Origin of the sequence: Streptomyces sp. 2A115, from assembly GCF_052245575.1 — a bacterium.
Taxonomy (GTDB): domain Bacteria; phylum Actinomycetota; class Actinomycetes; order Streptomycetales; family Streptomycetaceae; genus Streptomyces.
The window spans coordinates 106,656-131,371 of record NZ_JBQQCG010000006.1; the positions used below are offsets into that span (position 1 = coordinate 106,656).

The following is a 24,716-nucleotide window of genomic DNA, read 5'->3' on the forward strand; positions in this document are numbered from 1 at the left end:
GTCGCCAGGTCGTACCTCACTTGGTGCTCACCGTCCGCGTATCCCGCCCCGACCGCAGCACCTTGCCGGGCACGGCACCCGTCACCGCGTCACCCCGGATGGCCTCGACGCCGTTGACCCACACGGCCGTTATGCCGATCGCCTTGGAGTCCAGCCGCGGGCTGTCTCCCGGCAGGTCGTGCACCAGGGTGGCCTTGCCGGCGTCGATCCGTTCCGGGTCGAAGAGCACGAGGTCCGCATGGAAGCCCTCCGCGACACGTCCTCGCTCACGGAGCCCGAAGAGCTGTGCCGGATCGTCCGTGAGCATCTTCACCGCCTGCTCCAGAGTCACCAGCCGACGCCCCCGCAAGCAGTCCCCGATGAAGCGGGTCGTGTACGGCGCCCCGCACATCCGGTCCAGATGGGCGCCCGCGTCCGAGCCACCGAGCATGACGTCCTCGTGCCGCCACGTCTCCTGGCGCAGCGACCACGAGTCGGGGTCGTTGTCGGTGGGCATGGGCCAAAGGACCGTACGGAGCTGGTCCTTGGCGCAGATCTCGACGAGGCACTCGAAGGGCTCCTGGCCCCGCTCGGCCGCGATGTCCCGTACGACCCGCCCGGTGAGCCCCTCGTTCTCGGCGCTGTAGGTGTCCCCGATGACGTACCGCCCGAAGTCGGTCAGCCGCCGGAAGACGCCCGCTTCCTTCGAGCCGGCCCGCCGCAGCATCTCGGCCCGCACTCCGGGATCCCGGAGCTGCGCGATTCGCTCGGGCACGGGAAGCCCGAGCACGTCACCCCACCCGGGGATCAGGTTCAGCGCGCAGAAGGTACCCAGCGACATGTTCATCGGCGTGAGAATCGGCATCGTCAGCGCCACGATCCGCCCACCGGCCTTACGGGCCCGCTCGCTCGCCGCCAGCTGTCGCGGTACACGGTCGGGGACGGCCGAGTCGATCGTCAGGACGTTCCAGTTCAGCGGGCGCCCGGCGACAGCGCTCATCTCCACGAACAGATCGATCTCGTCATCACTGAACTGATCGAGACAGCCCGCCACGATCGCCTCGATCTGCGTACCCTCGTGCTCGCCGACCGCCTGGGAGAGCGCCAGGAGTTCGGCCGGCTTCGCGTGCCGCGAGGCGACCGGTTTCCCGTCGCCGTCGGAGTGGGTGGAGGACTGGGTGGTCGACAGCCCCCATCCCCCGGCCTCCATCGACTCGTGGAGCAGCTGAAGCATCCGCTGCAACTGCTCGGCCGTCGGCTGCCCGCCGACCGCGTCCGGCCCCATCACATACCGCCGCAACGCGCAATGCCCCACCATGAAGCCCGCGTTGACGGCGATCCGCCCCTCCAACGCGTCCAGATACTCCCCGAAGGAGTGCCAGCTCCAGGGCGCCCCCTCCTCCAGCGCGACCAGCGACATCCCCTCGACCTTGGACATCATCCGCCGCGTGTAGTCGGCGTCTTCGGGGCGCGCGGGGTTCAAGGGGGCAAGGGTGAAACCGCAGTTGCCGCCCGCCACGGTCGTCACACCGTGATTCAGGGAGGGCGTGGCGTACGGGTCCCAGAAGAGCTGGGCGTCGTAGTGCGTGTGCGGGTCGACGAAGCCGGGAGCGAGTACGAGCCCGGTGGCGTCCTCACTCGTACGGGCCGGCTCGGTGACGGTACCGATCACGGCGATACGCCCGTCGCGTATGCCCACGTCGGCGGTGTAAGCGGGGGCGCCCGTCCCGTCCACCACGGTCGCACCCTTGATCAGATGGTCGAGCATGCCTACGCCCCTCTCAAGCTCAAGCTATGGCTGTCTCGCAGATCCCGCTGCGGTACGGCGCGCCCCCAAGGGGCGCGGGGAACTGCGCGACCAGCCACGACCGGCCCGCAGCCTCCGAACCAACCCGCGGCTCACGCCCCCTGACGGAATCGGGTGGTCCGGTGCACGGGATCCGTATCGATCTTCGGAATCACGTGCTCCCCGATCAGCCGAATCGTCTGCAACGTCTCCTCCTTCGGCACCCCGACCGGCAGCCCGAACGACAACTGATCGGCCCCGGCCTGCTCCCACCGCTTGCACTGCGTGAGCACCTCGTCCGGGTCCCCGCAGATCAACAGCTCCTCGGAGATGAGGAGTTCGATGAACTCCTCGTTGTACTCGGGAAGCGTCTCGGGCCACACGGGGAAGCCCTCGGGCCGCGGGAAGGTGTCGTGGTAGCGGAAGACGAGCGACGGCAGATAGTGCAGCCCGCCACCGACCGCGACGCGTATCGCCTCCTCATGCGTCGGCGCGCAGATCGCGGTCGTCGTCACCATCACGTTGTCGTTGACGAAGTCCCCGACCGGCTCGGCCTCCACGACCGCCGTCTTGTACTGCTCAAGGACCCACTCCATGTCGGAGACCTTCTGCACGCTGAAGCCGAGCACGCCCAGGCCCTTGCGGGCGGCCATGGCGTACGAGGGCGGCGACCCGGCGGCGTACCACATGGCGGGGTGCGACTTCCCGTACGGCTTCGGCAGCACCTTCCTCGGCGGGAGCTGCCAGTGCTTGCCCTGGAACCCGGCGTACTCCTCCTGGAGCCACATCTTCGGGAACTCGGCGATGGTCTCTTCCCAGATCTCCTTGGTGTAGTTCATGTCGGTGACGCCGGGGATGAAGCCGAGGATCTCGTGACTGCCCGCGCCCCGCCCGCTGCCGAACTCGAAGCGGTTCTGGCTGAGATGGTCGAGCATGGCGACCTTCTCGGCGACCTTCACGGGGTGGTTGACCTGGGCGAGGGGGTTGAAGATCCCGGACCCGAGGTGAATGCGCTCGGTGGCATGAGCCAGATACCCGAGAAAGACATCGTTCGCCGAGAGGTGCGAGTACTCCTCCAGGAAGTGGTGCTCGGACGCCCAGGCGTACTTGAAGCCGGACTTGTCCGCCTGGATGACGTACTCGGTCTCCTCCATCAGCGCCTTGTGCTCCGCGAGCGGATCCGTCTCGGCCCGCTTACCCACGTATCCCTGTACAAAGAGCCCGAATTCCAAGGAGGTTCACCATCCCCATGAGTCCCTGTCCGACCTATCTGACGCCTCGTCAGATTCACACAGCCGACTGTTCCACCGCCCACTTGGACCGTCAATAGCTGACGAGACGTCAGATCGGTCGGGCCGGGAGATCAGATCACGCTGACCCCCGCCAGCCACCCCCCGTCGATCACGAACGGCTGCCCGGTGATGTACGAGGAGTCCTCGCAGGAGAGGAAGAGGGCGAGGCGGGCCACCTCCTCCGGCCTGCCGATCCGGCCGAGCGGCACGAGCTTGCGGTACAGCCCGTCGATGGCCTTGGCCATCCCCTCGGCGTCGGCCGTGGGGTCCAGCAGGGCCGGGTTGGACATCGCGGTGTCGATGGCACCGGGGCACATCGCGTTGACCCGTATCCCCTGGTCGGCCAGCTCCAGGGCCGCGACCCGGGTGAGCCCGAGGACGGCGTGCTTGGTCGCCGCGTACGAGCCGACGGCGGCCATGCCGGTCACCGCCGTGTACGAGGCTGTGTTGACGATCGTGCCCCCGCCGGCGGCGGCCAGCTCTCCCGCCACCGCCTTGATGCCCAGGAAGCAGCCGATCTGGTTCACCTGCACGACCTGCATGAACTCGTCGAGGGGCGTGTCGACGAGCGTGTTGAACCGCAGGATGCCCGCGTTGTTGACCAGCCCGTCGAGCTTCCCGTACGCCTCCTTCGCGACAGCCACGGCGGCCGCCCAGTCCGCCTCCCGACCCACGTCGAGACGGACGTACCGGGCACGCGAGCCCAACTCCTTGACCAGCGCCTCCCCTTGATCGTCAAGGATGTCCCCGATGACGACCTCGGCGCCCTCCTCGACAAAGAGCCGCGCCTCCTGCTCTCCCTGCCCGCGCGCGGCCCCGGTGATCAGGATGACGCGTCCGTCCAGCTTTCCCATGAGTTCTCCCTAGCGACGATTGGCGGAACGGCGCCCGCAAGGGCGCGGGGGGCGCCCCGCAAGGGGCGCGGGGAACTGCGCGACCAGCCCCCACCGGCCCGCGCCCGCGGCGGAGCCGCATATCGACACAGCCATCACCGTTCTTCCAGCGGAGCGCTCAGTCGAGAAGCGGAGCCACATCCGCCCCGAACGCCGCCATCTGATCGACGAGTTCATTCCGACTCCGCGACCGGAACCGCACCTGGATCTGATGCACCCCCATCGCCCGATACGCCCGCAGCGACTCGGCGAGCGCTTCGGGCCCGCCGGTGAGGGTCCGGCGCCCGACCGCCCACCCCGGCTCCCCCACATACAACGGCTCGGTGATAGCCCCGACCGTGAAGGAATCGGCAACCCCCGCCTCCTCCCGCAACCGCCACAGCCGAGCGATCTGATCCGGCAGCCGCTCCCGCGAATCCCCCTGCGACAGCCACCCGTCCCCCCTGACCGCGGCCCGCCGCACGGCGGCGGGAGAGGAGCCCCCGACCCAGAAGGGGACGCGGGACTGGGTGGGCCGGGGCCGCTGCCCGAGCCCCTCGAAGTCATACAACTTCCCGTGGTGGGACGGGAATTCATCGGCCCCGAGCGCGGAGCGCAACGCATCGATGGACTCGTCGAGCACGAACCCGCGCCGCTCGAAGTCCACCCCCAGCGCCTCGAACTCCTCCCGTACGTGCCCGGCCCCGACCCCGAGGATCAACCGCCCGCCGCAGAGATGGTCCAAGGTCGCGTACTGCTTGGCGGTGAGGAGGGGATGCCGCAGCCCGACAACGGCGACATGGCTCAGCAGCCGCACCCGCTCGGTGACTCCGGCGAGAAAGGCGAGGGTGGCGACAGGGTCGTACCAGACCGTGCTCATGGCGGCCGCGAGCCGCCGCGGAATGGCGACATGGTCACAGCTCGCGAGGTACGCGAAGCCGGAGCGGTCGGCGGTGCGGGCGATCTCGACTAGGTCGTCCGGCCCCGCGTCCGCCTCCCACGCCTCCGCGTAGAGGGTGCTCTGGGACTGGACGGGGAGCTGCATCCCGTAGGCCAGTCGCCCTTCCGGCGGAACCTGGGCACTCGCTTGGGCTCTCGCACTCGGGGCCGGGTTGGCGTTCAGTGTGCCCACAACCCGTCCTCCGTCAGCCCCAGCAGCTCGATCGCGTTCCGCCTTACGATCCGGTCGACGACGTCCGCGTCCAGGTGCCCCATCTGGGACTCACCGACCTCCTTCGACTTGGGCCAGGTGGAGTCGGAGTGCGGGTAGTCGGTCTCGTACAGGACGTTTCCGACGCCGATCGCGTCCAGGTTCTTCAGCCCGAAGGCGTCGTCGAAGAAGCAGCCGAAGACGTGCTCGGTGAAGAGTTCGGAAGGCGGCCGGTGGACCTTGTCGGCGACGCCGCCCCAGCCGCGGTTCTCCTCCCACACCACGTCCGCGCGCTCGAGGATGTAGGGGATCCACCCGATCTGCCCCTCCGCGTACATGACCTTGAGCCCCGGGAAGCGTTCGAACTTGCCGCTCATCAGCCAGTCCACCATCGAGAAGCAGCAGTTGGCGAAGGTGATGGTGGAGCCCACGGCGGGCGGGGCGTCGGCGGAGGTGGAGGGCATGCGGCTGCTGGAGCCGATGTGCATGGCGATGACGGTGCCGGTCTCGGCGCAGGCGGCGAGGAACGGGTCCCACTCGTCCGTATGGATGGAGGGGAGTCCGAGGTGCGGAGGTATCTCGGAGAAGGCGACCGCCCGCACCCCTCGGGAGGCGTTACGGCGCACCTCGTCCGCCGCCGCCTGCGGGTCCCACAGCGGTATGAGGATGAGCGGTATCAGCCGGCCCCGGGCCTCGGGTCCGCACCACTCCTCGACCATCCAGTCGTTGTAGGCGCGCACCGAGAGGAGCGCCAGTTCGCGGTCCTTGGCCTCGGTGAAGGTCTGGCCGCAGAAGCGGGGGAAGGTGGGGAAGCAGACGGCGGACTGGACGTGGTTGACGTCCATGTCGGCGAGGCGTTGCGGGACGTCGTACGAGCCCGGGCGCATCTGCTCGTACGTGATGACCTCGAGCTTGATCTCGTCCCTGTCGTACCCGACAGCCGTGTCGAGACGGGTGAGGGGGCGGTGCAGGTCCTCGTAGATCCACCAGTCGCCGATGGGGCCGTCGTCCCCGGGGCTGCCCATGACGGGGGCGAACTTGCCGCCCAGGAAGGACATTTCCTTGAGCGGGGCGCGGACGATCCGCGGGCCCCGGTCCTGGTACTTGGACGGGAGCCGGTCCCGCCAGACGTTGGGGGGCTCCACTGTGTGGTCATCCACCGAGATGATCTTCGGGAAGGTCTCCATACGGCTACGGTAGCGCTGATCTGACGGTCCGTCAGCTATCCTGTCAGCTCCCGCCCGCTCCCTGATCCCTCTCGCAATGAGGCTGGTGAACGGTCTCCGGGGTGGCCGACCGGTTACGGGGACCACGTGTGGGCCCCGTGTGGGCTTGCGTGACTTGGCACGGCGTCCTGTGATCGGTGTCTCCCACAGCTGACGCATCCGCCATGAACAAGGCAAACTGGCCTGGTTGTCATGACGGTTCGGCAGGTGGTTCGGCAGGGGGACAACGATGGACGGTGTACCGCGAGTACCGGAGCCGCGGGTACCGGAGCAGTGGCGTCCCGAGGATTCGACGGCGGCGACGCTTCGCTTCAGCGTGCTCGGCCCGGTGCGCGCATGGCGCGGGGCGGAGTCTTTGCCCACGGGTTCCCCGCAGCAACGCGCCCTGCTGGCGGCCCTGCTGCTCCGCGAGGGGCGTACGGCCACGGCATCCGAGCTGATCGACGCGCTGTGGGGCGACGAGCCGCCCTCGCAGGCACTGGCCGCGGTCCGTACGTACGCCTCGCGGCTGCGGAAGGTGCTGGACCCGGGTGTCCTGGTCAGCGAGTCGGGTGGATACGCGATCCGGTCGCTCGGCGACGGGGCGCTGGACCTCGCCCTCGCCCAGGAACTCGCGGCGGACGCCGAGAAGGCGAAGAGCACCGGGGATCTCTGCCATGCGCGGTCCCTCCTCAAGAAGACGCTGAGCCTGTGGGACGGCGAACCACTGGCGAGCATTCCGGGCCCGTACGCGGAGACGCAGCGGGCACGCCTGGAGGAATGGCGCCTCCAACTCCTGGAATCCCGCCTGGGCATGGACCTGGAGCAGGGCTGCCACGCGGAGGCGGTCTCGGAGCTCACGGCTCTCACGGCGGCGCATCCGTTGCGGGAACGCTTGCGCGAACTGCTGATGCTCGCGCTGTACCGAAGCGGACGCCAGGCCGAGGCGCTGGCGGTGTACGCGGACACGCGGCGCTTGCTGGCGGATGAGCTGGGGGTCGATCCGCGTTCCGGTCTGAAGGATCTCCAGCAGCGGATTCTCCAAGCCGACCCGCGGCTGGCGGAACCCTCCGCTCCGGTGGCGGAGCCCGCGGCGGCACCGGTGCGTCCGGCCCAACTCCCGGCCACCGTCCCCGACTTCACCGGCCGGGCCTCCTTCGTCTCCGAACTGGGCGACGTGCTCGCCTCCGCCGAGGGACGGGTCATGGCGGTCTCGGCGCTGGCCGGCATCGGGGGCGTGGGCAAGACGACGCTCGCGGTGCATGTGGCGCACCAGGCTCGCGGGGCGTTCCCCGACGGGCAGTTGTACGTGGACTTGCAGGGGGCGGGGGCGCGGGCGGCTGAGCCTGAGACGGTGCTGGGCGCCTTCCTGCGGGCCCTGGGTACCGCGGACTCGGCGATCCCGGACTCCCTGGAGGAGCGGGCCGCCCTCTTCCGCTCCGTCCTGGACGGGCGCCGGGTGCTGGTGTTGCTGGACAACGCCCGGGATGCCGCCCAGGTGCGTCCGCTGTTGCCGGGGACGGAGGGGTGCGCCGCGCTGATCACTTCCCGGATGCGGATGGTGGACCTGGCGGGCGCGCATCTGGTGGACCTGGATGTGATGTCCCCCGAGGAGGCCCTTCAGCTCTTCACGAAGATTGTGGGGGAGGAGCGGGTGGCTTCCGAGCGGGAGGCGGCGCTGGATGTGGTGGCGGCTTGCGGGTTCCTGCCGCTCGCCATCCGGATCGCTGCCTCGCGGCTGGCGGCCCGGCGGACGTGGACGGTTTCCGTGCTCGCGGCGAAGCTCGCGGATGAGCGGCGACGGCTCGATGAGCTGCAGGCCGGGGATCTCGCGGTGAAGGCCACGTTCGAGCTGGGGTACGGGCAGCTGGAGCGGGCGCAGGCTCGGGCGTTTCGGCTGCTGGGGCTGGCGGATGGGCCGGATATTTCGGTGAAGGCCGCGGCCGCGGTGCTGGATCTACCGGTGGAAGAGACCGAGGACTTGCTGGAGTCTCTGGTCGACACCTCGCTGTTGGAGTCCGCCGCGCCGGGTCGTTATCGCTACCACGATCTGGTTCGGCTCTACGCGCGTGCGTGTGCGGAGAGGGATGAGCAGCCGCCCAGTGAGCGGGGGGCGGCTATGTCTCGGTTGTTGGACTTTTATTTGGCTACGGCGGCGGGGGTCTATGCGATTGAGCGGCCTGGGGATCGGTTGGTGGATCACCTGGAACCGACCGAGTACGAAGGGTTGCGGTTCGCCGAAGGGGCGGCTGCCCGGGACTGGCTGTACAACGAGGCGGCTCCGCTGCTGGCTTGCGTACGGCAGGCCGCAGGCACGGAGAGGCTGCGGCGGGCGGTGGATCTCCACTGGGCGGCCAAGGACCTGACCGAATCGGGGGCCAACTCCCACCAGTACGAGACGACGGCGAGGGCGATGTGCGACGCCACGCGGGCCGCGGGGGATGCTCGCGCGGAGGGCAGGGCACGAACGGTCCTCACCGATGTCCTCCTGGTCTCCGGTCGTATTCAGCAGGCGGAGCAGGAGGCACGACTCGCCATGGAACTGGCGGGTTCCGTGCAGGATGCCAGCGCCGTCAGCTGGGTGGCCAACAGCCTGGGGCTCATCTGCCTGCACCAGGGCCGGTACGCGGAGAGCAGGCCCTTCTTCGACCAGGCGATAGAAGGTTTGCAGGCGGCCGGCAACCGGCCTGCCGAAGCGACCAGCCTGTGCAACCTCTCGCGTGCCCACCTGGGAATGGGCAACATCGCGAAGGCGGTTGAGTTCGCTCAGCTCGGCGTGGCGATCCACGCGGAGTTCGGTCGCACCGTGCGCCTCGCCAACAGCCACTACGCTGTGGGCATCGCCCTGAACAGGGCTGGTCGGCACTCCGAGGCTCTCGGGCAGTTCTCCGAAGCCCTGGGCATCCTCCGCGACCACCGGCAACGCCTCTGGGAAGGAACGACCCACTTCCGCATCGCCGAAGTACACCTGGCAGCCCGTCGTCCGGCACAAGCGGCCCAGCACGCCGAACAAGCCCTCGCGCTCGGATGCATCGGCGGTGACCGTATGCGAGGCAATGTCCTTACACTCCTGGGCCGGGCTCTCTCCGTGCTGGGGCAGGTGGACCGGGCCAGGGTCTGCTGGCGCGAGGCGCTCAATCTCTACGAACAGAACGACGCCGCGGAAGCCGACGAGGTACGCGCGCTGCTCACGCCCGCCGCGGCGGCGTGAACAACGAGCCTCCCACCAGGGCAATTGCAGGCGTTCAGCATTCGTTTATCTCCGCCCGGCACTCTCAGATCTGTCACACCGTCGCGTCGGGGGGCAGACGGTCTGACCAGGAGCCCAACCAGCTACTGTGCGGCTCCGAACGCCCGTCCAGCGGCCCTCGGGGGAGCTTCTGGGCGGGCGTTCCTTACACGTCACCACAGCAGAGGAGCGCAATCCCATGAGCGACGAGAAGAAGGTCGCGGACGTCACTCCGCAGACGACAGACGAGAACCTGACCACGATGGGGGAGAACCCCATGCCCGCCCCGCCCGCAACGGACGCCGCGGGTGTCACCACCATGGGGGAGAACCCCATGCCCAGCGGGCCCGCCAAGGATTCCATCACGACGATGGAGAACCCCATGCCCGCTCCGCCCGCAACGGACGCGGACAAGTAAAGACCTTCATCCCGACGGGGACCGGCCGCGGTGGCGCGGAGGGGGAGCCACCGCGGCCGAGGCGTGTCCGGGCCACGGTTCAGGTCAATCGATGGCGCGAACCGTTCGACACCCTCGAACAATCGCCCCCCCCTGGCGCTAGCGTCACTTGGTGTCCGGCAGTCCCCTCTCCCACAGGAGTTGGAATGACCCGTACCAAGAAGGTCCTCGCCACGATCGCCCTGATGCTCGGCATCACCGCGGCGGCCGCGAGCCCGGCACTGGCCGACCAGCACGCACCCGTGGCCCCGCCGGACAGCCACGCACCGGTCGCCCCGCTGGACCGCCACGCACCCTGACGCAGCACTACCCGATGGGGCCGAGCCCACCCGGCTCGGCCCCATCGGCATGCCCGGCCAGCACCCGCGCTACAGCCCCCTCACCACCACCCGCCCCCCGCACAACTCCTTCATGTCGCGCTCGTCCGACGTGTAGAGCACCACGTTCCCGCCCTGCCGCCCCGCGATCACCGCGAGCGCCGCATCGATCGCGTACTTGTGGCCGTGCAGCCCAGAGTCCTCCAGCAGCGCGATCGCGGCATCGGCGACCTCCCTCGAAACAGGCTCGACCACGACGCGGGACATCGCCCACGCCCAGACCCCACGCTTCACCTGACCGTGGTACGCCTCGATCAACGTCATGGAGCTGGTCACCACGCGGATGCCCGAGCGGTGGGCCTCCGTGAGTCGCAGCGTCATCTTCCGTTCGCGCAGCGCCGCCCGGGACAGAGCCTCGCAGTCCAGCACATAGGTTCCGACGCCCATCAGCCCGCCATCGGGAGATCGGATCCGCCGTTCCCGGACGTGGCCTCGCGCTCGGCGAAATAGCGCTCAAGTTCACGACGTTCGGCCTCGGCCTCCGCCAGTTCCTCGTCCGTGGGAGGCCCGCCCTCCTCCTGCATCCACGCCACCAGCTCCCCCAGCCGGTCCCGCTCCCGCTGACGCTCTATGGCCCGCGTGACGTACGCACTGAACCCACCGGGCCCAACCTCCCGCCGGATCTCCTCGGCAAGCTCCTCCGGCAGCGTCACGGTGTACTTCTTGGTTGCCATACCACTTACCATACCGACCCGTGACGAGGCCCGCCCGCCACGCTCCAGCTCATCGATCAGCCCGCCGAACCGATCGAGAACCGCCATCGCCCCCGCCATGAAGACCTCCCGCTCCCGTACGCGACTCATCACTGCTCCCCCAGCTCGCACCACACCGTCTTGCCCGCCACCCCTTGCTCCACGCCCCACCGCAACGTCACCGCGTCCAGCAAGGCCAGCCCCCGCCCCGACTCGTCCTCCGCCGTGGCGCGCAGCAGCACAGGGAGAGCCCGCGGATCAGGATCAGCCACCTCCACCCGGATCCGGCCGCCCGCCCGCGCCACCCGTACCCGAACCGGAGTCCCCTCCCCCACATGCCGGACCACATTGCCGACCAGCTCGGTGACGCAGAGCTGGACGTCCGCACAGGGCGCACCCAGGTGCCTGCGGACAGTGCGGCGCAGGTCGGGTACGGCCTTGGGGAGAGCGAGCAGGTCGAGTTCGAGAGCGGGCGGAGCCTTCACCGCGCGGCCGCCTCTCGGAGCACGGCGACCAGCTTGCGCGCGGTCGCGGTGTTGCAGTTGCCGAGCGCGATCAGTCCCGCCGGGGGCGAGTGCGTACCCGCGAAGGTCGGCAGGTCGACGCGCAGGGAGGGGAGCGTGATGCCGTGGGCGGCGAGGGCGGTGCGGAGTTCGCCGACGCAGCGTTCCATGTCGTAGGCGGTGGGGGCCGGGATGGGCGGTTGTGGGTCGTCTTGCATGGGGGACGCCTTTCCGTGCGTGACTACGTGCCGCGAATGCAATCCGTGACGATTCAGTCACACGTTGACGTCATTCGACGTACCGTAAAAGGCGTTTGGGCTGCGCAAGAGCAACTGGCAAACGGCGGTGATGAGTTGTGCCCCCACGTAAGGATCCCGACGCGTCGGCGAACGTCCCCTCCTTCTACGGCGCCGAGTTGCGCTACCAGAGAGAGCTGGCGGGCCTCACGCTCGAACAACTGGCGGAAGGGAGCTTCCGAGGCATCCCGTTCCTGAGCCAGATCGAGCGGGGTGAGCGGCGCATGCCGCTCGATCTGGCTCGGCACGTCGACAAGGTCCTGGGGACCGACGGGTTTTTCGAGCGGCGTTGTGAAGATGCGCGCAAGGCACGGCAGTCGGGGCATGCGGAGTACTTCGCGGATGTCGCGGAGATGGAGGGGCATGCGGAGACGATCGAGGACTGGGCGCCGATGATCGTGCCTGGGCTTCTGCAGACGGCTGCGTATACGCGCGCGATCGTACGGGCGGCCATGCCCCGGGCCTCGGACGAAGAGGTCGAGAAGAAGGTGAACGCCCGGATGGCACGGGCAGAACTCTTCGGCTCGGAGAATCCGCCGAGGTTCTGGGCGATCCTCGACGAGTCGCTGATCCGTCGCCCGGTCCTGCCGGACGAGCAGATGGCCGAACTCCTGGATCACATCGCGGAGGTAGCCCGGACCACGCGCTCCATTTTGCAGATCGTCCCGGAAACCGCCGCCGCCCACCCGTTCATGATGGGCATGACCAGGGTCATGACGTTCCCGGACGCTCCTCCCGTCGTGTACGTCGAGAGCTTGCACAGCGGCCAACTCATCGACTACCCGGCGCTCGTGAAGCAGTACCGAGAGTCGTACGATCTGCTCAGGGCCGCCGCACTGCCGCCGGAGGCGTCCCTGGCCATGATCGAGGCTGCGGAAGAGGACTATCGAAATGGCAAGCCACGAGATTGACTTGAGCGCCGCGCTCTGGCGCAAGAGCAGCTACAGCAACGGCACCGGCGGCGAGTGCGTCGAGGTAGCCGCCGGCCTCCCCGGAGTCGTCCCGGTCCGCGACTCCAAGTCCCACCCCGGCCCCGTACTCCTAATCGCCCCCACCCCCTGGTCCACCTTCATCGCAGCCCTGAAGCAGTGATTGGAGGGTTTGGGACACCCACAGCACCCCTCAGCCGTCCCAAACCTTCCAATCCCCCTCCACCGTTATCCACAGGCCGAGTCAGAGTGATCGCGGGGCCGGGATGCTGAGCGCGTGGATCACGGGGAACCTTTACTCGCTCTCGCCCGGGGCGGCGTGCTTCTGGCCTCCCGCGCTCTCGAAGCCGGGTGGGGGCGCCGGGCGCTCTCCCGTGCGCTCCGGAGGGAGGGGTGGACCCCGATTCGTGCCGGGGCCTGGGCCGAGCCGGGGCGCGAGGCGGAGCTCCCGGTACGCCTTCAGGCCGTGCAGCTCCTCAGGCCGAAGCTTGTCGTGAGTCACCGCTCGGCGGCCGCGCTCTGGCAGATCGAGACGCTCAACCCGAGAGCCCCGAGAGCCCCGAGAGCCCCGAGAGCCCCGGGAGCCCCGGGAGCGGTGGCCCGAGGCCAGGGCGCCCTGGAATTCATCGACCCCGAGGGCACGATTCGCCGCCAGGGCGAGGGCGTGCTCGTACACCGCATGCCCCTCGGAGAAGGGGACGTCGTCCGAAGAGACGGCCTGCGTGCGACGACCATCGACCGTACGCTCGCCGATCTCCTCCGGGCCGGGCCCCGTGACGAGGCCCTCGTCGCCGTCGAGTCCGCCCTCACCTGGCGAAGGGTCGGGCAGGTCCGCCGCCCGCCCCTCACGACCAGATCCCTGATCGCCCTCGCGCTCGAAACCCCGGCGGCGCGCGGAGCGGAAAGAGCTCGTCGCTGGTTGAAGCTGGCCGACTCGAGCTCCGGGTCACCCGCCGAGACCATCGCGCGCCTGCGCATGCACGACGCGGGGCTTCGCCCCGAGGGCCAGGCCGAAGTCCGTACGCCCAACGGCCGCCGCCGCTACCTGGACTTCCTCTTCCGGGCGGAGGGCCTGGCCGTCGAGATCGAGGGGTACGCGTACCACGGCACCCGCGAGTCCCACCGGCGGGACATCGCCCGCTTCAACGAGGTTCTCCAGTGCCCCGCGGTCCGCCTCCTCCTCCGCTACACCGCGGCGGACGTCTTCCACCACCCCGAGCGAATGATCGAGGAAATCCACGTCGGCCTCGCGACGCTCCGCGGCTCAGGGGAGGCGGAATCGTGGCTCCAGCCGTCAGATACATGGCTCCACCCGTCAGACGGAACGTAGCTCCACCCGTCGGATACGTACGTAGCTCCACCCGTCAGATGTCGTCCGGCATGAGCCGGAACGCCGCCTCACCCGTGAGCGGGCGCATCATCCGGAAGTGGCGGTCGCTGGTGAAGATGTCGATGGTCTGGAAGGCGGCGGCCAGAACCACGTTCATGGCGTCCGCGAGCCCCACTCTCTTGCCGCCACCGGCGTCTTCATAACCGCGCATCACGGCCATCGCGCCACGTAGGTGCGGCGTCGCCTCCGGGACCTCGAAACGCCGGGACTCCACCTGGCCTGCGATGAAGTCGAGGGCGTTCATCGACGCTCTGGCACCCAACCGTTCCGTGAGGAGGTAGTCGAGCTCGGTCAGGACCATGGGCGAGACGACCAGGTGTCCAACGCGCTCAAGAGCCGCCCGGTGTGCGGAGTGACGTGGGTCCTTCGGCGTGAAGAGGCGATAGAGCGCGTTGGTGTCCGCGACGACCACGGGAATCGCGGGGAGGGATGCCTCAGCCATCGAGCCCGCCCATCCCCCGCAGCGTCTCGTCGATCTCGTCGTCACCGAGAGCCGGCCCGCCCAGGTCGGGGAGGTCGAGCGGCCCCATCGGGTCGGTCCTGAAGGCGTACATGGGCGGCCCCGTACGAACCCCGTCACGCACACCATGGGGAACGATGTCCCCTATCGGCACACCGTCCTTGGTGATCGTGACGGTCTCCCCCGCCTCGACCCGGGCCATGACCCGAGATGTCTGCTGGTTGAGTTCACGAAGCGGAACCTCTCGGTGGCCGCCCATGACCACAAATGTACTACTTGTTCTACATCGGTCGCGAGGGCAGGCGTGTGTGCGTCCCCCGGGCTACCAACCACCTCGGCCGCGTGCCCTTCACCGCCCCCGCAACTCCCCCTTGACCACCTTCCCACTCGCGTTCCGCGGCAACTCCCCCACGAACTCCACCACCCGCGGCACCTTGTAGTTCGCCATCTCCCGCCGGGCCCAGGCGATCAGGTCGTCCCCCGTCAGGGTCACGCCCGGCCGGCGCACGACATACGCCTTGCCCACTTCCCCCAGCCGCCCGTCCGGGATGCCGATCACCGCCACGTCCGCCACGTCCGGGTGCAGGCCCAGGAGTTGCTCTATCTCAGCCGGGTACGCGTTGAAGCCGCCGACGATGAACATGTCCTTGATGCGGTCGGTGATACGGAGATTGCCGGCGGGGTCCAGGACGCCGACATCCCCCGTACGGAGCCAGCCGTCCGGAGTGAGTACGGACGCCGTGGCCTTCGGGTCCTCGAAGTAGCCCCGCATGACGTTGAAGCCGCGGACCAGGACCTCCCCGGGCCGGCCGACCTCGGCCGGTGACCCCGAGGGCGTGACCACGCGGATCTCCGTGCCCGGGATGGCCCGGCCGGACGTGGAGGCGATCACCTCCGGCTCGTCGCCCCGGCGGCACATCGTGACGATGCCGCTGGCCTCGGAGAGGCCGTAGGCCGTCAGGACCGTCCCGACGCCGAGTTCCGAGCGCAGGCGCTCCACCAGCCGCAACGGCACCACCGCCGCGCCCGTCACCACCAGGCGCAGGGCCGAGAGGTCATGGGTGTCCCGTGCCGGGTGGTCCAGGAGGGACTGGTGGAGGGTCGGCGGGCCCGGAAGTACGGAGATGCGCTCCGACGCCACGTTGGCCATCACCGTGTCCACGTTGAACACCGGCTGCGGGATCATCGTCGCGCCCCGCATCAGGCAGGCGATCACGCCCGCCTTGTAGCCGAAGGTGTGGAAGAAGGGGTTCACGATCAGGTAGCGGTCGTCGGCACGCAGACCCGCCAGTTCGCTCCACACGGCGTACGCCCGCAGCGTCTGGGAATGGGTGATCACCGCCCCCTTCGGCCGGCCCGTCGTCCCGGACGTGAAGATGATGTCCGAGGGGGAGGAGGGGGAAACGGCAGCGGCACGGGCCTCCACCTCCTCCGGGCCCACCTCGTCGCCACTCGCCAGGAAGTCCTTCCACGTACGGAAGTCGGCGGGCGCGTCGTCCGACAGCACCACCACCTGTTCCAGGTGCGGGAGGCCGGGGAGCGGGCCGTCCCCGGCACCCTCCGCGGCGGCCCTCCGCAGCGAGGCAACGTATGACGTCCCCAGGAACGTACCCGTCACGAAGAGGAGCCGGGCGCGGCTGCGTTCCAGTACGTACGCCGCCTCCGCACCCTTGAAGCGCGTGTTCAGCGGTACGAGCACCGCTCCCGCCGACACCGCGCCGAGCGAAGAGACGATCCAGTCCAGCGTGTTGGGCGCCCAGATCGCCACCCTGTCCCCGGGCCGCACCCCGTTCGCGACGCACGCCGCCGCCGCTCGTTCCACCCGCGCACCCAACTCCGCGTACGAGATCCGCGTACGTCCCTCGACGACCGCCTCGACGGATCCGTACTGATCGGCTGCCGCCCGCACCAGCCCCGGGATCGTCCCCCACTCCTCGTCACCGCGCACAGCAACCTCCCCACGACCGGAACCACGGAACAAGCACTAGCTGACTACCCGTCAGATTAGCTGTAGCCTGACGGCCTGTCAGCATTCGCGAACAGCGCGGAGGTGTGTGCGCCCATGGCACGGATCACGGCGGGGATCGGGGCAGGGAGCACGGCGGGGGTCACGGCAGGCATCAAGGACGCCACCGCTGTCGTCGGCATCGGGCAGACTCCCTTCGCCAAGCAACTCCCCGAGAACGAGAAGACCTTGGCCTGCCGTGCGATCCTCGCCGCCCTCGCCGACGCCGGGATCGCACCGAGTGAAGTGGACGCGCTCGCCTCCTACACCATGGAGGAGACCGACGAGGTGGAGGTCGCGAAGGCCGTCGGACTCGGTGACCTCACCTTCTTCAGCAAGGTTGGGTATGGGGGTGGGGGTTCCTGCGCCACCGTCGCGCATCTCGCCGCCGCCATCGCCACCGGTCAGGCCACGGTCGGGGTCGCCTGGCGGTCACGGAAGCGGGGGTCCGGGCCGCGCCCGTGGAAGAACACCGCCGCCCAACTGCCCACCCCCGCCCAGTGGACCCGCCCCTTCGGACTCCTCCGGCCGGCCGACGAGATCGCCATGCTGACGCGTCGCTACATGCATGAGTACGGGGCGACGCGGGACCACCTGTTCAACGTCGCGCTCGCCTGCCGCAACCGCGCCAACCAGAATCCGCGAGCCATCATGTACGAGCGGCCGCTGACCCGGGACATGTATATGACCTCCCGCTGGATCAGCGAGCCCCTCTGCCTCTTCGACAACTGCCTTGAGACGGATGGGGCGTTGGCCTGCGTCGTCGTCTCCGCAGAGCGGGCACGCGACTGTCGGCACACCCCCGTGTACGTCCACTCCGCCGCCCAGGGCCTGCCCGCCCAGCACCACGGCATGGTCAACTACTGGAACGACGACCCGCTCACAGGACCGGCCTGGACCGCCGCCCGACACCTGTGGAAACACGCCGACTTCACCCCGGAGGACGTGGATGTCGCCCAGATCTACGACGCGTTCACTCCTCTCATACCGCTCTCCCTGGAGGGCTACGGCTTCTGCGGGCGGGGCGAGGGCGGCGCGTTCACGGAAGGCGGCGCGCTCGAGATCGGGGGGCGGCTGCCGCTCAACACCAGTGGCGGCGGGCTCAGCGAGGCGTACGTCCATGGCTTCAACCTCATCAACGAGGGGGTGAAGCAGCTCCGGGGCATGAGTACCGCGCAGGTCCCGGGGGCCGCCACCTGCCTGGTCACGGCGGGCGAGGGTGTCCCGACGTCCGCCCTGCTGCTAAGGACTTGAGGACTTGAGGAGTTGAGATGCTCACACCGGTCGTGGACGACGACGGCGCCCCTTTCTGGGGGTACGGCACCCAGGGCGAGCTACGGATTCAGGCCTGCGCCAATCCGGACTGCGGCGAGCTCCGTTTTCCGCCCCGGCCCTGCTGCCCCCACTGCCAGTCCTTCGACAGCGAGTGGCGGAGGATGAGCGGGAAGGGGCGCGTCTGGTCGTACGTCGTCCCGCATCCGCCGCTCCTGCCCGCCTACGCGGAACAGGCCCCGTACGCCGTCATCGTGGTCGAGCTGGCGGAGGCTCCCCGGATTCGGCTGGTGGGGAATCTCGTCAGCGGGCCGGACGCGCCGCTCAACTCCGTGCCGCCGGAACGCATTCGGATCGGGGTCAAGGTGCAGGTGGTCTTCAGCCGCAGCGGGCTGCCGCGGTGGGTACTGGAGCGGCCGTGAGCCTTCGCATCAGCATCGACAAGGGCAGCGGCGTCGCCGTCCTCACCCTCGACCGGCCCGAGAAGCTCAACGCGATCGATCTCGGCATGGCCGCCGAACTTGCCGCCGCCTGGCGGGAGTTCAGGTTCGACGACTCCGTGCGCGCGGTCGTCGTCACGGGGGCGGGCGAGCGGGCCTTCTGTACGGGGCTCGATCGCGACGTCGAGGTTCCGCAGCCCGGCTCCCCGTACATGGTGGACGAGCCGCTGACCATGACCGGGCCGAAGGCGAACGACCTGTGGAAGCCCGTGATCGCCGCCGTGAACGGGATGGCCTGCGGAGGGGCCTTCTACCTGCTGGGCGAGGCCGAGTTCATCGTGGCCGACGAGAACGCGACCTTCTTCGATCCGCACACGACGTACGGGATGGTCAGCGCGTGCGAGTCGATCTACATGGCGCAGCGGATGCCGTTCGGGGAGGTGGCGCGGATGGCGTTGATGGGGACGGCGGAGCGGATCTCGGCCGGGCGGGCGTACGAGGTGGGGCTGGTGTCCGAAGTCACCGCTCCGGGCGAGGCGCTCCAGGCCGCCGTACGGTGCGCCGAGGTGATCGCCTCCTACCCGACCGAGGCCGTCCAGGGCACCGTACGAGCCGTATGGGCGGCGAAGGAAGCGGCGCGCGCCCAGGCGCTCACGCACGCGCCGCACCTCATCTCGCTCGGCAATCTGCCCGGTGAGCGGCAGGCGGAACTGTTCGGCGCCCGCCGCCCGGACGGGTTCCGGGTGCGGTGAGCCCCGGGGGCGTCAACTCACCGGGCGTGCCTGCGGGTCGAGTTCGCAGTGGTCGACCGAGTCGACGAGGCCTTCGCCGCCGACGGGAACGCGAACGGTCGCCTTGCCGTTGGCGGGCACCTTGACGCGTTCGAAGTCGCTGGTGATCGTGAGGCCTTCCGTGTCCTGGAAGTCGACGAACACCGAGAAGGTGGCCTTCCGCGCGTTCGGGTTCCTGACCTCGACGGTCGCGTACGGGGCCTTCTTGGTCGCGCAGCTCAGCAGCTTCGCCGTGGCGTCCTCCAGTTCGCCGCCGCCGCTGCCGGTGGAGGAGGCGGGCGTGGAGCCGTTGTTCGGGCGCCGGTTGTAGGTGCCGCCGCGGCTACCGCTGCTGCTTCCGCCGTTGCCATACGAGTCGTCGGAGTCGTCGTCGGAGTCGTCGTCGGAGTCGTCGTCGGAGTCGTCGTACGAGTTGTCTCCCGAGCTGCCTCCCGACGTCGACGACGAGCTGCCGTGGTTCTGAGAGGAACTGCTGCAGCCGCCCCCGCCTCCGTCACCGCCGCTGCTGCCGCGGCCGTGGCCGCGTCCCGTCGAGAACCCCGTGAGAGTGAGCACCGTCATCGCCAGTACCGCAGTCAGTTTGAGCTTGCGCCCCCGCATGATCATGACATCACCCTACCCACTCCGGTCACGGCCGGTGACGCCGCGTGGCGGTCTCCGTCAGCCCGGCGTAGCGTCTGAGACAAAGCGAGAGCTGGGAACGGAGGCTCGCGTATGGTCCGCAACGTACTCGGGTCGCTGCTCGCGCTCGCCGGAGCGACGGCCGCCGTATGGAGCCCCTTCCGTGCCTGGTACGACGGCCGTCACGGGCGGCACTACCGCCTCGGGGACCTGTTCTCCGAGGGCGGTGTCACGGGTGTCCGGGCGGAGCTCTTCGCCTCGCCGTTCCTGCCGTTCGCCGGGGCCGCGCTGATCACGGTGGTCGGGCTGCTGCTCCGGTCACGACTGCTGGTGGGCCTGGCCGGCGTGATCGTGCTCGGGTTCACCGTGCTGTGGATGGTGCGGGTGGGGCAGGCCGAGGGCAGTCTGGCCGTCTCCGGGGACGAGGGCGTCGGGCTGGGTGTGGGGACGGGGCTCGCCTTCGGCGGCGGTGTGCTGCTTCTCGTCGCCGCCGCGGTCATGCGCGGGCGCGGCGGGCGGAGGGCTCCTGTCGCTCCCGTGGAACCCATGGAGCCGACGTACCCGACCTTTGACGGCCCGTACGAGCCCGGGTCCACCGTGCCCCCGGAGGACGCCCCGACGGTGACCTGGAAGCGGCCACCGATGGACCCCAGTTGAGCCGATGGACCACAGTTGAATGGACCACTGTTGAGCGGCCCTTACGTCCGCGCCGTCGCCGTCCCCGTGCCCTTCTCCGCGTCCAGCGCGTACACGCAGCGGTCCTTGCTGCACGCGTACACCACCCCGTCCTTGACGACCGGGGCGCCGGTGATCTCGCCGCCCGTGGCGAGCTTCCAGCGCAGGCGGCCGTCGTCGGCCTTCAGGGTGTAGAGGAGATGGTCCGTGGAGCCGAAGTGGATCCGCCCCTCGGCGACGGCGGGGGCGCCCACCAGTTCGCCGCCCGCCTGGAAGCGCCACTTGGGTGTGCCGGTGACGGCGTCCAGCGTGTAGAGACCCTTGCCGCTGCCCACGTGGACGTGACCGGCCGAGACGAGGACCGGGTCGATGGAGGCGCGGGACTCGGTGGCGATGCGCCAGCGGTCGCGGCCGTCGGTGGCGTCGAGGGCGTACACCGTGCCGAGGTAGTCGGCGAGGTACACCCCGCCGCCGGTGACCGCCGGGCCCGGCGCGAAAGTGGGCGGGCTCAGGAACACGGCGGGCGCCTCGAAGTGCCAGCGGACGTGCCCGCCGGCGATGTCGATGGCGAGGACCCGGGTGCCGGCGGACACGTACACGTATCCGTCGTCGGCGTGCGTCAGGCGGACCGGGACGCCGCCGCAGGAAGCCGCGTCGCCGATGGGGTACGACCAGCGCTCCTCGCCGGTGCGGGCCTCCAGGGCGCGCAGGCGGGCGTCCCGCCAGATGTAGACCGTGCCTTCGTGGATGACGGGTCCGGCCTCGGGCGACTCGAAGTCGGTCTGGGTTCCGGTGATCTCCCAGAGCTTCTGGCCGTTGGAGGCCTCCCAGGCCTGTACGCCGCCGCCGCGGGTGCCGGTGACGACGGTGCCGCGGTCGGCCTTGAGGGAGTACACCCAGGCGTCGGTCGGCAGCCGCCACAGGTCGGTGCCCTCGCGGGCGTCGAGGGCGAACAGGGTGGGGCCGTCGGAGGCGTGGACGCGGCCGTCGGCGACCGCCATGGACCAGGCGACGTCGCGGGTCTTGAAGCGGCGCCGACCGGTGGCCACGTCCAGGGCGTGCACCTCGAAGGAGGTGACGTAGACGAGGTCGCCGGCGACGGCGGGGGTCCCCCACACGTCGTTCGACATGCGGAAGCGCCACGGCCGCCAGGACGACGGTGCCGAGGCCGGGCCGGGGGCCGCCGTGGGCCCGGGTACGGGGACGGGTCCGGCTCCTGGCGCGACGGGGTCGGCGCCGTTCACGCCGGGGCGCGGCCGGGACCAGGAGGCCGCGAGGCCCGCCTCCGGAGGGGGTGCCTTCACGGCGGCGGCGCGGGCGTCGGCGACGCGCGGGCCCGGCCCGATGGGTACCTGGCCGCCGGCCAGCCGCACCGGACCGGTGTCGGGCGCACCGCCGCGCCGGCCCGTGCCCGCGCCGACCGGGACGGGCGGGACGGGGGGGTCGTGCGGCGGCGGGGGCGGCACCACGGGGGCGCCTCGTCCGCCACTGCGACCGGAGGAGGGCTTGGCGGGCGGGCGCCCGCCGCGGCGCTGCTCGATCAGGCCCACGGCCCGCTCGGGCAGCCACGCGGACGCCGTACCGCTGTCGTCGGAGCCTGAGCCGAAGAGGTGAGGTGCCAGCTGGGCCTGGAGGTCGGCCGGGTTGGGGCGGCCGGTGGCCTCCATCTGCATGCAGGACTCGATCAGCGGCCGCAGTTCGTCCGGGAGGCCTTCGAGGTCCGGGCCCTCCCTGAGCAACATGAAGACGGTCTCGACAGGGTTCGCGCCGTGGAAGGGCGCGTGGCCGGTGGCGGCGAAGACGAGCATCGAGCCGAGCGAGAAGACGTCACTCGCGCCGGTCACGCTGCGGGAGTCCTTCGCCTGCTCGGGCGACATGTAGGCGGGCGTGCCGACGGCGACGTTCGTCATGGTCAGGCGGGTGTTGGAGACCCCTGACGCGATGCCGAAGTCGATGACGCGCGGCCCGTCCTCGACGACGAGGACGTTCGACGGCTTGAGGTCGCGGTGTACCAGTCCGGCGCCGTGGATGGACTGCAGCGCCTCCGCGACGCCCGCCGCGAGCCAGCGGACCGCCTGGGCCGGCATCGGCCCGCACTCGGTCACTATTTCCTCGAGGGAGGGCGCGGGTACGTACGCGGTGGCCAGCCACGGCACGGCCGCGCGGGGGTCGGCATCGACCACGGCCGCCGTGTAGAAGCCGGAGACGGCCCGTGCCGCCTCGACCTCGCGGGTGAAGCGGACCCGGAACAGCTGGTCCTCGGCGAGTTCCGTCCGGACCGTCTTGATCGCCACGCGCCGGCCCGAGGCCGAGCGCGCGAGATAGACCAGCCCCATGCCGCCGGCACCGAGCCGTCCCAGCACCTCGAACGGCCCGATCCGCCGCGGATCGTGCTGTGTCAGCTGATCCACCACTTGCCTGCCACCTCCCCGTACGCTGCTGCGCTTCCAGCCACCGGTCCGCCACTGCGCAGCGTCTCACCACCGAACCGCTCCGGCGGCACGCACCCCGATTCTTCCTGTCCCGGCCATAGGTTGCGAACCCGGGGCCTGATCGGGAGGTCTTGGAGTGTTCTAGGACAAATACCCCGCGTCGGCCTCGCTCTTCCTCGCTTTTCAAGGCCTTCCCGCCGCTTCTCGTCGCCTTTCGGTGGCTTTCTGCACTGATTCAGCGCTGGAGAATCGCGAAGGACGCTCCCTGATTGTCAGTGACGACGGCCACATGCCCGTACGAAGTGTCGAAAGGCGGCGCCTGGATTCGGCCGCCAAGTCGAAGGACCGTACCGAGTACGGCCTCGCAGTCCTCCACGCCGAAATGGACGAGGAAGTGGGGCGGCATCTCGGCGGGGAAGACGTCGGAGACGGGTGCGCGGCCGAAGTCGCGGGTGGTGCCGGGACCGAAGAGGGCGTCGTGGAAGAGGTCGGCGTAGAAGGAGTCGGCGACGGCCGTGTCCCGCGCGTACAGCTCGGCCCAGGCGAAAGCGCCCGGTTCGTGGCGCTTTCCGAAGCCGGGGTGGGTGCCGGCCTCCCAGAGCCCGAAGACGGCGCCCTCGGGATCGGCGGCGAGCCCCGTCCTGCCGTACGGGCCCACCGGCACCGGCGCCGTGATCACCTGACCGCCCGCCTCCACGATTCGGCCGACCAGCGCGTCCGCGTCCGGGGTCGCGAAGTACACCGTCCAGACGGTGGGCATGCGTGCGTCCCGCTTGGGGGCCAGGGCGGCGACGGGCTCTCCGTCGAGGAGCGCCCGTACCGAGGGCACGGAGGACGCGGAGGGCACGGAGCCCCCATAGGCCTCATCCGCCTCCTCAGCCCCCTCGAAGGCCTCGAAGGTCCACCCGAAGAGCTCACCGTAGAAGCGCTTGCCCGCCGGGACGTCCGGGAGCTGGGCGTCGACCCAGCAGGGGACGCCCTCGGAGAAAGCGGCAGATGCCTCAGATCCAGCCATGCGGCCAAGCTAACGGCCTTCCACGTATCCCGCAGAGCAGGCCGCGTTGCTTCTGTCCGAGCACGCGCACCTCCCTGTCTGAGCATGCACAGCCCGCTGTCTGAGCATGCACACCCCATTTGCAGTCGGCCGAATCGCGCTCCGATCACCCCTCGGTAAGCTGACGTCATGACAGGACAAGTGCGTACCGTCGACGGCCGTGTGGCCGGTCGGCGCGGGCAGGCGACGCGGCAGAAGCTGCTCGACTGCCTCAGCGAGATGCTCAGCTCCTCGCCTTACCGCGACGTCAAAGTCATCGACGTCGCGCGGAAGGCGGGCACTTCACCGGCGACCTTCTATCAGTACTTCCCGGACGTCGAGGGCGCCGTTCTGGAAATCGCCGAGCAAATGGCCGCGGAGGGCGTCGGGTTGACCGAGTTGCTCGAAGGGCGCTCCTGGGTCGGCAAGGCCGGTTGGCAGACCGCGCAGGAACTCGTGGACGGATTCCTCGAGTTCTGGCGCAAAAACGACGCCATCCTTCGAGTCGTCGACCTGGGCGCCGCCGAGGGCGACAAACGTTTCTACAAGATCCGCATGAAGATCCTGAACTCCGTGAACAACTCCCTTACGGACACGGTCAAGGAGCTCCAGGCCAAGGGCAAGATCGACAAGGACGTCAGCCCGTCGGCGATGGCGGGTTCCCTCGTCGCGATGCTCGCGGCGGTGGCCTCGCACCAGAAGGGCTTCCAGTCGTGGGGCGTCAAGCAGGCTGAACTCAAGCCGAACCTCGCGCTGTTGGTGCATCTGGGTGTGACGGGCAAGAAGCCCACGAAGTAGTTCGCCACACTTTCCAGGCACACGTCCTGTCA

At 69.6% G+C, this 24,716-nt stretch carries 26 protein-coding genes; 11 read left to right on the forward strand and 15 right to left on the reverse strand.

The features are described 5' to 3' along the window. Positions 1-16: 16 nt before the first annotated feature. The 5 genes from ACTWQR_RS07835 to ACTWQR_RS07855 form a co-directional block, all read right to left on the reverse strand. On the reverse strand, positions 17-1,747 hold the full coding sequence (locus tag ACTWQR_RS07835) for an N-acyl-D-amino-acid deacylase family protein (protein ID WP_443226187.1): 1,731 nt from the start codon (positions 1,745-1,747) through the stop codon (positions 17-19). 131 nt (positions 1,748-1,878) lie between these two features. Then, the gene (locus ACTWQR_RS07840; RefSeq protein ID WP_443226188.1) at positions 1,879-2,997 is read right to left on the reverse strand and encodes an LLM class flavin-dependent oxidoreductase; all 1,119 of its coding nucleotides are present in this window, start codon (positions 2,995-2,997) and stop codon (positions 1,879-1,881) included. Between the two features lie 131 nt (positions 2,998-3,128). Then, positions 3,129-3,911, reverse strand: coding sequence for an SDR family NAD(P)-dependent oxidoreductase (locus tag ACTWQR_RS07845; RefSeq protein ID WP_443226189.1), 783 nt, complete (start codon positions 3,909-3,911; stop codon positions 3,129-3,131). A gap of 157 nt (positions 3,912-4,068) precedes the next feature. Further along, complete coding sequence (locus ACTWQR_RS07850) at positions 4,069-4,974, reverse strand: TIGR03619 family F420-dependent LLM class oxidoreductase (RefSeq protein ID WP_443226309.1); 906 nt, start codon at positions 4,972-4,974, stop codon at positions 4,069-4,071. Positions 4,975-5,048: 74 nt separating this feature from the next. Then, a complete protein-coding gene (locus ACTWQR_RS07855; RefSeq protein ID WP_443226190.1) occupies positions 5,049-6,266 on the reverse strand; it encodes an amidohydrolase family protein in 1,218 nt (405 codons plus the stop codon). Positions 6,267-6,534: 268 nt separating this feature from the next. Between ACTWQR_RS07855 and ACTWQR_RS07860 the strand changes: the two genes are divergently transcribed. The 3 genes from ACTWQR_RS07860 (at position 6,535) to ACTWQR_RS07870 (ending at position 10,269) form a co-directional block, all read left to right on the forward strand. Continuing rightward, positions 6,535-9,495 carry an AfsR/SARP family transcriptional regulator gene (locus ACTWQR_RS07860; protein ID WP_443226191.1) on the forward strand — a complete coding sequence of 987 codons (2,961 nt, stop codon included), beginning with the start codon at positions 6,535-6,537 and terminating at the stop codon, positions 9,493-9,495. 217 nt (positions 9,496-9,712) lie between these two features. Next, positions 9,713-9,931 carry a hypothetical protein gene (locus tag ACTWQR_RS07865; RefSeq protein ID WP_443226192.1) on the forward strand — a complete coding sequence of 73 codons (219 nt, stop codon included), beginning with the start codon at positions 9,713-9,715 and terminating at the stop codon, positions 9,929-9,931. A gap of 185 nt (positions 9,932-10,116) precedes the next feature. Further along, positions 10,117-10,269 carry a hypothetical protein gene (locus ACTWQR_RS07870; protein ID WP_443226193.1) on the forward strand — a complete coding sequence of 51 codons (153 nt, stop codon included), beginning with the start codon at positions 10,117-10,119 and terminating at the stop codon, positions 10,267-10,269. 69 nt (positions 10,270-10,338) lie between these two features. On the opposite strand, the gene ACTWQR_RS07875 is transcribed toward ACTWQR_RS07870, so the two are convergent. The 4 genes from ACTWQR_RS07875 to ACTWQR_RS07890 all read right to left on the reverse strand — a co-directional run bounded on the left by ACTWQR_RS07875 (position 10,339) and on the right by ACTWQR_RS07890 (position 11,760). Further along, complete coding sequence (locus tag ACTWQR_RS07875) at positions 10,339-10,734, reverse strand: hypothetical protein (protein ID WP_443226194.1); 396 nt, start codon at positions 10,732-10,734, stop codon at positions 10,339-10,341. Continuing rightward, positions 10,734-11,021, reverse strand: a complete 288-nt coding sequence (locus tag ACTWQR_RS07880) for a hypothetical protein (RefSeq protein WP_443226195.1) — start codon at positions 11,019-11,021, stop codon at positions 10,734-10,736. The genes ACTWQR_RS07875 and ACTWQR_RS07880 overlap by 1 nt, the downstream gene beginning before the upstream one ends. 128 nt (positions 11,022-11,149) lie before the next feature. Further along, a complete protein-coding gene (locus ACTWQR_RS07885) occupies positions 11,150-11,524 on the reverse strand; it encodes an ATP-binding protein (RefSeq protein ID WP_443226196.1) in 375 nt (124 codons plus the stop codon). Continuing rightward, complete coding sequence (locus ACTWQR_RS07890; RefSeq protein WP_443226197.1) at positions 11,521-11,760, reverse strand: hypothetical protein; 240 nt, start codon at positions 11,758-11,760, stop codon at positions 11,521-11,523. The genes ACTWQR_RS07885 and ACTWQR_RS07890 overlap by 4 nt, the downstream gene beginning before the upstream one ends. Positions 11,761-11,897: 137 nt before the next feature. Between ACTWQR_RS07890 and ACTWQR_RS07895 the strand changes: the two genes are divergently transcribed. The 3 genes from ACTWQR_RS07895 to ACTWQR_RS07905 all read left to right on the forward strand — a co-directional run bounded on the left by ACTWQR_RS07895 (position 11,898) and on the right by ACTWQR_RS07905 (position 14,097). Next, a complete protein-coding gene (locus ACTWQR_RS07895; protein ID WP_443226198.1) occupies positions 11,898-12,749 on the forward strand; it encodes a helix-turn-helix domain-containing protein in 852 nt (283 codons plus the stop codon). Then, complete coding sequence (locus ACTWQR_RS07900; RefSeq protein WP_443226199.1) at positions 12,730-12,930, forward strand: DUF397 domain-containing protein; 201 nt, start codon at positions 12,730-12,732, stop codon at positions 12,928-12,930. Before ACTWQR_RS07895 ends, ACTWQR_RS07900 begins: the two co-directional genes overlap by 20 nt. Positions 12,931-13,362: 432 nt before the next feature. After that, positions 13,363-14,097 (forward strand): hypothetical protein, encoded by a 735-nt coding sequence (locus tag ACTWQR_RS07905; RefSeq protein WP_443226200.1) that lies wholly within the window; start codon positions 13,363-13,365, stop codon positions 14,095-14,097. Positions 14,098-14,131: 34 nt separating this feature from the next. On the opposite strand, the gene ACTWQR_RS07910 is transcribed toward ACTWQR_RS07905, so the two are convergent. The 3 genes from ACTWQR_RS07910 to ACTWQR_RS07920 all read right to left on the reverse strand — a co-directional run bounded on the left by ACTWQR_RS07910 (position 14,132) and on the right by ACTWQR_RS07920 (position 16,565). Continuing rightward, complete coding sequence (locus tag ACTWQR_RS07910; RefSeq protein ID WP_443226201.1) at positions 14,132-14,599, reverse strand: PIN domain-containing protein; 468 nt, start codon at positions 14,597-14,599, stop codon at positions 14,132-14,134. After that, the gene (locus tag ACTWQR_RS07915) at positions 14,592-14,876 is read right to left on the reverse strand and encodes a type II toxin-antitoxin system Phd/YefM family antitoxin (RefSeq protein ID WP_443226202.1); all 285 of its coding nucleotides are present in this window, start codon (positions 14,874-14,876) and stop codon (positions 14,592-14,594) included. Before ACTWQR_RS07915 ends, ACTWQR_RS07910 begins: the two co-directional genes overlap by 8 nt. Positions 14,877-14,966: 90 nt before the next feature. Beyond that, the gene (locus tag ACTWQR_RS07920; RefSeq protein ID WP_443226203.1) at positions 14,967-16,565 is read right to left on the reverse strand and encodes a FadD3 family acyl-CoA ligase; all 1,599 of its coding nucleotides are present in this window, start codon (positions 16,563-16,565) and stop codon (positions 14,967-14,969) included. A 114-nt stretch (positions 16,566-16,679) separates the two neighbouring features. On the opposite strand from ACTWQR_RS07920, the gene ACTWQR_RS07925 reads away from it, so the two are divergent. Genes ACTWQR_RS07925 through ACTWQR_RS07935 form a run of 3 tightly spaced genes read left to right on the forward strand, consistent with a single transcriptional unit; the run spans position 16,680 to position 19,086 of the window. Beyond that, positions 16,680-17,876 carry a lipid-transfer protein gene (locus ACTWQR_RS07925; RefSeq protein ID WP_443226204.1) on the forward strand — a complete coding sequence of 399 codons (1,197 nt, stop codon included), beginning with the start codon at positions 16,680-16,682 and terminating at the stop codon, positions 17,874-17,876. Positions 17,877-17,893: 17 nt separating this feature from the next. After that, positions 17,894-18,316, forward strand: a complete 423-nt coding sequence (locus ACTWQR_RS07930; protein ID WP_443226205.1) for a Zn-ribbon domain-containing OB-fold protein — start codon at positions 17,894-17,896, stop codon at positions 18,314-18,316. Then, complete coding sequence (locus tag ACTWQR_RS07935; protein WP_443226206.1) at positions 18,313-19,086, forward strand: enoyl-CoA hydratase/isomerase family protein; 774 nt, start codon at positions 18,313-18,315, stop codon at positions 19,084-19,086. The genes ACTWQR_RS07930 and ACTWQR_RS07935 overlap by 4 nt, the downstream gene beginning before the upstream one ends. Positions 19,087-19,098: 12 nt before the next feature. On the opposite strand, the gene ACTWQR_RS07940 is transcribed toward ACTWQR_RS07935, so the two are convergent. Continuing rightward, on the reverse strand, positions 19,099-19,731 hold the full coding sequence (locus ACTWQR_RS07940) for a hypothetical protein (RefSeq protein ID WP_443226207.1): 633 nt from the start codon (positions 19,729-19,731) through the stop codon (positions 19,099-19,101). Between the two features lie 108 nt (positions 19,732-19,839). On the opposite strand from ACTWQR_RS07940, the gene ACTWQR_RS07945 reads away from it, so the two are divergent. After that, positions 19,840-20,403 (forward strand): hypothetical protein, encoded by a 564-nt coding sequence (locus tag ACTWQR_RS07945; protein ID WP_443226208.1) that lies wholly within the window; start codon positions 19,840-19,842, stop codon positions 20,401-20,403. Positions 20,404-20,444: 41 nt separating this feature from the next. On the opposite strand, the gene ACTWQR_RS07950 is transcribed toward ACTWQR_RS07945, so the two are convergent. Both ACTWQR_RS07950 and ACTWQR_RS07955 read right to left on the reverse strand, forming a co-directional pair. Further along, the gene (locus ACTWQR_RS07950) at positions 20,445-22,835 is read right to left on the reverse strand and encodes an outer membrane protein assembly factor BamB family protein (protein WP_443226209.1); all 2,391 of its coding nucleotides are present in this window, start codon (positions 22,833-22,835) and stop codon (positions 20,445-20,447) included. Positions 22,836-23,088: 253 nt separating this feature from the next. Continuing rightward, complete coding sequence (locus ACTWQR_RS07955; protein ID WP_443226210.1) at positions 23,089-23,868, reverse strand: VOC family protein; 780 nt, start codon at positions 23,866-23,868, stop codon at positions 23,089-23,091. Positions 23,869-24,036: 168 nt separating this feature from the next. Here ACTWQR_RS07955 and ACTWQR_RS07960 point away from each other — a divergent pair, with 168 nt between their 5' ends. Further along, complete coding sequence (locus ACTWQR_RS07960) at positions 24,037-24,684, forward strand: TetR family transcriptional regulator (RefSeq protein WP_443226211.1); 648 nt, start codon at positions 24,037-24,039, stop codon at positions 24,682-24,684. Positions 24,685-24,716: the final 32 nt, after the last annotated feature.

What these genes read in the sequence shown, in the direction of transcription:
- ACTWQR_RS07845 (WP_443226189.1), bottom strand. Translation starts at nt 3,911, where the DNA reads ATGGGAAAGCTGGACGGACGCGTCATCCTGATCACCGGGGCCGCGCGC.
- ACTWQR_RS07890 (WP_443226197.1), bottom strand. Translation starts at nt 11,760, where the DNA reads ATGCAAGACGACCCACAACCGCCCATCCCGGCCCCCACCGCCTACGAC.
- ACTWQR_RS07940 (WP_443226207.1), bottom strand. Translation starts at nt 19,731, where the DNA reads ATGATCATGCGGGGGCGCAAGCTCAAACTGACTGCGGTACTGGCGATG.
- ACTWQR_RS07910 (WP_443226201.1), bottom strand. Translation starts at nt 14,599, where the DNA reads ATGGCTGAGGCATCCCTCCCCGCGATTCCCGTGGTCGTCGCGGACACC.
- ACTWQR_RS07960 (WP_443226211.1), top strand. Translation starts at nt 24,037, where the DNA reads ATGACAGGACAAGTGCGTACCGTCGACGGCCGTGTGGCCGGTCGGCGC.
- ACTWQR_RS07870 (WP_443226193.1), top strand. Translation starts at nt 10,117, where the DNA reads ATGACCCGTACCAAGAAGGTCCTCGCCACGATCGCCCTGATGCTCGGC.
- ACTWQR_RS07835 (WP_443226187.1), bottom strand. Translation starts at nt 1,747, where the DNA reads ATGCTCGACCATCTGATCAAGGGTGCGACCGTGGTGGACGGGACGGGC.
- ACTWQR_RS07955 (WP_443226210.1), bottom strand. Translation starts at nt 23,868, where the DNA reads ATGGCTGGATCTGAGGCATCTGCCGCTTTCTCCGAGGGCGTCCCCTGC.
- ACTWQR_RS07925 (WP_443226204.1), top strand. Translation starts at nt 16,680, where the DNA reads ATGGCACGGATCACGGCGGGGATCGGGGCAGGGAGCACGGCGGGGGTC.
- ACTWQR_RS07850 (WP_443226309.1), bottom strand. Translation starts at nt 4,974, where the DNA reads ATGCAGCTCCCCGTCCAGTCCCAGAGCACCCTCTACGCGGAGGCGTGG.
- ACTWQR_RS07875 (WP_443226194.1), bottom strand. Translation starts at nt 10,734, where the DNA reads ATGGGCGTCGGAACCTATGTGCTGGACTGCGAGGCTCTGTCCCGGGCG.
- ACTWQR_RS07900 (WP_443226199.1), top strand. Translation starts at nt 12,730, where the DNA reads ATGGCAAGCCACGAGATTGACTTGAGCGCCGCGCTCTGGCGCAAGAGC.
- ACTWQR_RS07865 (WP_443226192.1), top strand. Translation starts at nt 9,713, where the DNA reads ATGAGCGACGAGAAGAAGGTCGCGGACGTCACTCCGCAGACGACAGAC.
- ACTWQR_RS07880 (WP_443226195.1), bottom strand. Translation starts at nt 11,021, where the DNA reads ATGGCAACCAAGAAGTACACCGTGACGCTGCCGGAGGAGCTTGCCGAG.
- ACTWQR_RS07930 (WP_443226205.1), top strand. Translation starts at nt 17,894, where the DNA reads ATGCTCACACCGGTCGTGGACGACGACGGCGCCCCTTTCTGGGGGTAC.
- ACTWQR_RS07945 (WP_443226208.1), top strand. Translation starts at nt 19,840, where the DNA reads ATGGTCCGCAACGTACTCGGGTCGCTGCTCGCGCTCGCCGGAGCGACG.
- ACTWQR_RS07860 (WP_443226191.1), top strand. Translation starts at nt 6,535, where the DNA reads ATGGACGGTGTACCGCGAGTACCGGAGCCGCGGGTACCGGAGCAGTGG.
- ACTWQR_RS07855 (WP_443226190.1), bottom strand. Translation starts at nt 6,266, where the DNA reads ATGGAGACCTTCCCGAAGATCATCTCGGTGGATGACCACACAGTGGAG.
- ACTWQR_RS07915 (WP_443226202.1), bottom strand. Translation starts at nt 14,876, where the DNA reads ATGGGCGGCCACCGAGAGGTTCCGCTTCGTGAACTCAACCAGCAGACA.